Origin of the sequence: Variovorax sp. RTB1, assembly GCF_035018765.1 — a bacterium.
GTDB lineage: Bacteria > Pseudomonadota > Gammaproteobacteria > Burkholderiales > Burkholderiaceae_C > Variovorax.
On record NZ_JASJXG010000092.1, the window covers coordinates 1 to 7,022 of the forward strand.

The window sequence follows — 7,022 nt, forward strand, 5'->3', positions numbered from 1 at the left end:
GGTCTGGGCCTGGTCCAATCACTCGCAGGAGCAGACTGCCCTTGTCGCCACGCAGGCAAAGGCGCTGGAGTCGCAACGCGCCGCTGTCGAGGCTGAGCGCACGCGGGTGGTCTCTGACGCACAGACGCAGGCTCGGCTCGCGACCGACAAGGCTACGGGAGCGATGAAGGAGGTGGAGCTCGAGAAGCGGCGTCTCGCCGAACAGCAAGCAGAAGTTGCTGCCAAAGCCGAGGCCTTGCGTCAACGCGAGCTTGCCCAAGCGGCCAAGACAGCCGAAGCGACCCTTGCCGCCAACAGCGCGGGCGCTGGCGCTGCTTCTGTCGCAGCGCCGCCCCCGGCTATAGCGGCTTTGGGAACGGCGACAGCGGCCAGCGGTGTATGGGATGCGCGCATGAAGGAGGCCTCGCCTCACTTGCGCAAAATGATGGAAGCAGCGCTTGCCAACACCGGCGATCTGGCACTGACCGAGAGTGCGGCGATCCGTGCGATGCCAAGGCCCGCACGCGGTGACCGGAAGATGGCTCGTCCCCAGAATGAGGATGGCTTGGCCGCCAGTGCGCGGCCGGATTTGCCACGTGCCGTCGCGAGCTTCACGGCCGCGTCGATCGCGGACGAGAGCGATGAGGAAATCGCCACCAACCTGGGCTATGCCTTGGTGAAGGCCGGTCGAGGCCAGGAGGCACAGGACGCACTGTTGCGAGCGCTCTACCTCAATCCGTCGCGTTCATCTGCCTGGTACAACCTTGGCCTCGCATTTCTGACGCAGAACCAGGAGCAGGCCGCCTATGCATCGTTCTTGCTCACGTACCAGTTTGCTGGCAGCCAGCAAAAGAGTCGTGAGTGGTTCGAGAAAGTGGCGTTGGACGAAAGCAACCCGTCGCTGCGTCGCATGTCCCAGAAGCTTCTGACATCTCCTATCGTCAAGGCTTCACTCCAGACCCCGTGAGCTTCGGACTGGCCGTTGATGCGTGCTGCGCCGCGGCCTCGCAACGTCCAGTCGTGAAGCTCGCCGGCCAAAAACATAAAAGACGCACGCCAATGAAATGTCAAAATTGCGGGGCTACCTCCGAGAAAGCCATTGCTTTCTGCGGATATTGCGGATCGCCAGCCACGCTGGCCGTCACCGTACCTGCGCTGGCCGGCATATCGCCCGATATGACCCCCCCTGGCCTTGAAGCTCTCGCCCTGACGATTGCCACTGCCGCACAGCCGCCAGTCATTTTCCCCCCGCCCTGGGGATATCGATTCGCGCTGATCGAAAAGGCCGGCGGCGCGGAAATGCCAAGGGTTCGTGAACTGACGTTTGGACAGCGTGCAGGATTGCTTTTCAATTTTTGGGCGATGTTCTTTGGTGTTTTCTACTACCTCAGCAAGGGCATGGGCAAGAAAGGATTTGCGATCGTTGCGGTGTCCGTAGTCGCTGTCGTCATCATGCAAGCTATCGGCGGCGCAGTCGGTGCGACGTCCGGCCTCGTGATGCCCGTACTCTTCGCCACGCGTGCGAACCTCGACTATTACAAAAAAGTCGTACTCAACGACACGGGTTGGTGGTGAGCGGGAAAGGCCACGCATGAGGCTGAATAGTTGGCTCATCGCGCTCTGTTTGTCAGGGATGACTGGCGGTGCATTGGCAGCAACGGTTTCCGATGGTCGGTACGCCGGCTCAATGCGTTGTGAACCAACGGCTGAAAACCGCAACCGTACCGCTTGGCAAGCGCCGGTCCGGTTGACGGTCGAAGGGAACTCGATCACGTGGACTCGCGACGAGGGCAACACGCGCGAGTCGATCAAGACCTCGGCCAGCGGCAATAGTCTGCAGTTCAGCGGCTACGGTGGCACGCGCAACGTGAACATCGGGACATTGCAGCTCGACTGGAAAACCGACGCGTCTCTGGCAATCGGCACGGCGGCCATAGCTGGTACCGCGACCATCAGTTCCAAGGACGGCAACCTTGTCTACTCGCGCTGCCAAGTTGACTTCCCGTTGGTGGCCGGCACCGCCTCCGTCGTACCAGCACTTCCTTTGGTACCTCCAATGCCTGGGTCCTATGACGGCGCATGGGCGGGTACGCTCACCTGCGGTCGCATTGCAATTCAGTCTTCCAGTCCAGAAGGTTTCACCGGGTCTCTGAATTTGGAGGTGACAAATGGACAGGTCATCGGCCGTCGCGAAAGTGCGACGGTGCTCGAGATTTTTAGCGGTGCGATTGACAACAGTGGACGGATCAATCTCCACGGCAGTGGTCAGCGATTGGACGACCCGACGAAAACTTGGGCATATCAGGCTGAAGGGCAAGTCAATGCGAAAGAGATATCTGTTGACGGCCGAATGGATCCCGCCGCGGCCAACGCCATTCCAAACCAGTCAAAAAAGCTTCGCGATTGCCGATTCGTCTTGACCAACACGACCATGGCGCAGGCGGATGTCGCAGCGAATCTGCGACGCATCGATGATGAACGCAAAGCTGCCGCGGGCAGGTTGCAGGCCGAGCGAGAGCAAGCGGTGAAGCGCGACAACGCCGAACGCTTGGTGGAAGACTTGCCCGCGGCCGCGAAACAGGCTGCCTCAGAACTCGCGGACAACCGTGCGTCGGCTCGGCCATTGCCGGCCGTGAAGCCACTAGGGCGAGTTCCTCCCGCAAGATTGCAAGAAGCAACGCCTGCTTCGGCGCAGTCTGAGCAAAGCCGCGCCCTGGACAAGGCGCTAGCGGGTGGCCTGCCAGCGCGATCCCCACCGTCGCCGCAACAACCAGCGGATAAGTCAAAGAGTGCCGTTGACCAGAGCGCCGCAGAGCAGACGCAGCAAAAGCTGACTGCAGAAAAAATTGCAGCGGACGAGCAGGCGACCAAACTTGCCATTGCGCGCGCGGCGGCCGACAAAGCTGCTACCGATCGGGTCATTGCCGAAACCGCGGCTTCCAAGGCCGCCGCGGACCGTCTTGCCGCGCAGAAAGCCGCAGCAGAAAAACTGAAAAAGCAACCCGTTCGGGCGCAATCTTCAATGGATCTTTGACATGAACAATAAGCTCGACGCGGTGGAAGAACTGCTGCTAAAACTCTTTCGCATTGCCATGCTCTGCCTCATGACGCTGGCTTTGCTCGGTGCGATGGTGTTCTTGGGAACGGCCCTATACAAATATTTGCAGGCGCCGGCGAAACCGGCGCCAGTCGTTCTTGCTCCCGAAAAGGAGATCACCATTGACGACCTCAAGAAGGCACTGCAGGAAGAAAACAAGAAAGACGACCCGGGGCCCGAGCGGCCGGCCGGCGTGGTGCCAAACTCACTGAAGTACCTCGAGGAAACGACCGCGCTATATCGCTGCTCGTTGGATTTCGCAAAGCGCGTAGATGCCGTTATCGAGGACGAGGGCAATGCGGTGACAGCGCAAAAAGTGGAGGCACTTCGGGCTCAAGTTGAAAACTACGCGCGAAGCCCGCAGCGAGGCGATGCATGGGTCAAATCCACTTTGGCTTTTACATGCGCTGCGCTAAAGGATGAAACTATCGTGAGCTGGGCACGAGATCTGAAGATGCGGATCTTCATGCCGACCCTCCGCTTCCATCTACGCGCCTGGGACGCCGTCAAAGCGCAAAAGCAAAAAGCCGACGCCGCCGAGCAGGCGCGCTACGAGAGCGAGGAAGAGGCTGAACAGCTAAGAGTGGCAGCATCGAAACAGCAGGCTTACTTCCTGATGCTGGTGGCGGGCGCGATCTTCGCAGCGTTCATGGTCCTTGCTTTCTATCTTCTATTCTCGAAAATCGAGCGAAATCTTCGTCAAGCTAGGTTCGAAAAATATGTCGCCGCAGCTTGACAAGGTATTGGCAGCGCCCATCCTCCAGGTCGACTCCAACTTTGAGCTCATGCATAACGCTTACTGTGCGCTCAGCAATTGAGGACGCGCGAACAATGAGGAAGAAGGTGCTTGAAGGGCAGTGCCTGATGAAACATAGATCGCTGCAATCACGCAGAGAAAAAGAATTTCGTTTCAAACGCGACGGTAAATGTGTGACTTCGCATGTGGCTCGCTCGCCTCGTCCGGAGCAAGGCCGTACGCAGCAAGGCTCTGACGATTTCGGAAAGTAGAAGTGAGACCGATGTCCAGGCCTCTTCGTCAAAGTTGCGCGTCGCTGATGGCTTTAATCGCAGCCGCAGGCCTGGACGGTCGGTTCTCGGCGCACTCGCTGCGCTCGGGCTTTGTGACGGAGGCGGGTCTGCGTGACATGCCGATCGGCGAGGCCATGGCCATGACGGGCACCGCACCGTGGCAACATTCCAGGGCTACTACCAGTCGGCAGCGATCCGTCACAGCAAGGTGACCAGCATGCTGGGAACGGCTCCGCCAAAGGCCTCGTAGGCTGGGACTCGCAGGTCCGATGGCGAGCGCATTTTTAAAATCTCAGTTGGCTGCCAGTTGGTGCCCGGACTGTCTGATGAACGGAGATGCGGGACCGAGTTTTAACAATTTCGTGTGGCGCGTCAATCCATCTGAGAGGCGCGCGACAGTCTGGATGAGAAGGATGTCGCGGCTTTGCGATGATGCCCGAGGTTTGATTGTCGCGGACCGGTTTTAGGCTGACGGTTGAATGTCGCTGGGCTTGGGAACGCCGACGTTCTTCGGTGTCGCATAGCTGGCCGGGCGCCCGGCGCCGATTTGTTTACGTTCGATGGCGGTGCGCCTGCGGTAGCTCTCGACGTTCATCTCGAAGATCGTAGAGTGATGAACGAGCCGGTCGACAGCGGCCAGCGTCATGGCGGGATCCTGGAATACCTTGCCCCATTCTCCGAAGGGCTGGTTGGCCGTGATGATCATCGAGCGTCGTTCGTAGCGCGTGCTGATCAGTTCGAACAGGGCCGACGTTTCGGCCTCGTCCTTGGTGACGTAGGCTAGGTCATCGAGGATCAGCACATCGAAGTGGTCAAGTCGGGTGAGCGCCGCTTCGAGTGCCAGCTCGCGACGCGCCGCCTGCAAACGCTGAACGAGGTCGGACGTGCGTGCGAACAGCACCCGCCACCCCTTCTCCAGTAAGGCCAGACCGATAGCCGACGACAAGTGCGACTTGCCTCCGCCTGGTGGTCCCAGCAGAAGAACGTTGGAGCCATTGCGCAGCCACTCGTCGCCCGCGCACAGCGCCATTACCTGTGCCTTGGAGACCATCGGCACGGCGTTGAAGTCGAAGTTGTCCAGCGTCTTGCCCGGCAGCAGCTTGGCCTCGGCCAGATGGCGCTCGATGCGCCGCCGGTCCCGCTCGGCCAGTTCGTTCTCGGCGAGCACTGTGAGCAGCCGTGCGGCCGGCCATCCTTCCTTGTCTGATTGCTCAGCGAAGACCGGCCACATCTGCTTGGTGGCCGGCAGCCGCAGTTCGGACAGCAGCAGCGTCAGCCGCGAGGCATCGAAGTGCTCATTCATGCCATGACCTCCGTGGCCGAGCCCATCAGGACATCGTAGGAGCTCAGCGGTGCCAGTCGTACCGTGACCTCCGGCAAGCGCGCTGGGTCTGGGGCGAAGCGCACCAGCAGAGCGTTGAGGTCGGGCAAGCGTCGGTGATCGAGATCGTCTGCCAGCACGCCTGCCAGCTGGACCTCGCACGATCGGTCGTCGCCAGACTCAGCAGTGCGACCATCGTCTTGCAGGCGACGCGCTCGGCCAGGTGTTCCCGCAGGAACTCGAACGTCAGTCGGTACACATCCCTGGGGAACAGCTGGTCACGGTAGACCAGACTGAGCAGCGCCATCGGCTTGCGTCGAAGCGCATGGATGACGTGGTGGTAGTCGACGACGTGGCAATGCTTGCCGTTGGCACCGCCGCGCCCACGCTCCAGCGTCATGAGCTGCGTCGCGCCCAGCAGCAACTCGAGCCGGTCGTCGTAAAGCCGTACCCGCAGCCGATGGCCGATCGGCCGCGACGGCACGGTGTAGAAGACCTTGCGCAGCGTGAAGCCGCCAGAGGAGGTGACATAGACGAACGTCTCCTCATAGTCGCAGGTTCGCGCCGGCGGTAGCGGCTGCAACAGCGCGCGTTCGGCGTCGATGCGCTTGCCATTGCGGGCGTTCTTGCGGCTGACGATCTCGTCGATGAAGCTGCGGTAGGCGGTCAGGTCGACGAACTCGACAGTACCGCGCAGCAGCAGCGCATCATTTACCGCGCATCTTGAGATGCCCATGCGCGCTCTCGATGGAGCCGTTCTCGTGAGCGACACCGCGGTTGTTGCGCGTCGGCTGCATCAGATAATGCGCGCACAAGGCGTCGTAGCGCGAGGTCAAGTCCTCGCGCGCGTCGGCGTCCAGATTGCGGAACGCCGCCGACAGGCTGTCGCTGCGGTGCTCGCGTGGCGCACCACCCAGCGCCCATAGCGCGTTCTGCAGGCCTTAGGCCAACGCGACGTAGCTCTCGCCGCCCAGGATGACGTGCGCATGCTCGAAGCCCGAGCACACCAGCCTGAAGTGGTAGAGGCGGTGATCCAGCGCAACTCCCAGCACCGTGACCCCGAGGTCGCGCATCTCGGTGAAGTCGGACAACCCCATGCGACCGGCTTCATGAACCTGGCGGAACATCACGTCCCGCTCCTGCCCATGAAGCGCGCGCCATGAACGGATACGGCGTTCGAGGGTTCGACGAACGCTCGGGTCGAGTTCGACGTGGCGCCGTCTCAACTCGTCGAATACGGCCACCGGGCGGATGCCTGGAGCCGCCTCGAGCAGGGGTACGACTTCGGCGTCGAAGATGTTGGCAAGCGGGTCGGGACGCCGTCGCTCACGATGAGCCTTCTTGGTCGAGGGCAGCCGCGGATCGTGCTCGATACGGTACGCGCTGGCCACGCTGATGGCCGCCTGCGCCGCCGCGGTCGGCAGCGTCTTGGAGAGTCTGAGCTTCATGAACAACCTCATCTGATGATCGTGGATGTGCCTTCCAGGCACGGCAGGGCCTCGCTAGATCGAGAAACCCCTTCGTACCTCACTTACCGCGATCACCGACGAAGCGCCCCTACGGGTTGCCCCTTCGCAGGCATGGTCGGGAGCCTGT

Annotated in this window: 4 protein-coding genes and 2 pseudogenes; 4 read left to right on the forward strand and 2 right to left on the reverse strand. The window is 61.2% G+C overall.

The genetic code is table 11. The features are described 5' to 3' along the window. The 4 genes and pseudogenes from QN397_RS26140 to QN397_RS26155 form a co-directional block, all read left to right on the forward strand. Positions 1 to 946: pseudogene (locus tag QN397_RS26140) on the forward strand (hypothetical protein); the annotation flags it as partial. Beyond that, complete coding sequence (locus QN397_RS26145; RefSeq protein ID WP_323502438.1) at positions 943 to 1,554, forward strand: DUF2628 domain-containing protein; 612 nt, start codon at positions 943 to 945, stop codon at positions 1,552 to 1,554. The pseudogene QN397_RS26140 and the gene QN397_RS26145, both read left to right, overlap by 4 nt. 16 nt (positions 1,555 to 1,570) lie before the next feature. Next, complete coding sequence (locus QN397_RS26150) at positions 1,571 to 3,013, forward strand: hypothetical protein (RefSeq protein ID WP_323502441.1); 1,443 nt, start codon at positions 1,571 to 1,573, stop codon at positions 3,011 to 3,013. A gap of 1 nt (position 3,014) precedes the next feature. Further along, the gene (locus QN397_RS26155) at positions 3,015 to 3,812 is read left to right on the forward strand and encodes a hypothetical protein (RefSeq protein ID WP_323502442.1); all 798 of its coding nucleotides are present in this window, start codon (positions 3,015 to 3,017) and stop codon (positions 3,810 to 3,812) included. Positions 3,813 to 4,568: 756 nt separating this feature from the next. On the opposite strand, the gene istB is transcribed toward QN397_RS26155, so the two are convergent. Both istB and istA read right to left on the reverse strand, forming a co-directional pair. Next, entirely contained in the window at positions 4,569 to 5,408 is an 840-nt protein-coding gene (istB, locus tag QN397_RS26160) for an IS21-like element helper ATPase IstB (protein ID WP_323502443.1), read from the reverse strand. Next, positions 5,405 to 6,916, reverse strand: a pseudogene (gene istA, locus QN397_RS26165) (IS21 family transposase). Before istA ends, istB begins: the two are co-directional and overlap by 4 nt. Between the last annotated feature and the right edge of the window lie 106 nt (positions 6,917 to 7,022).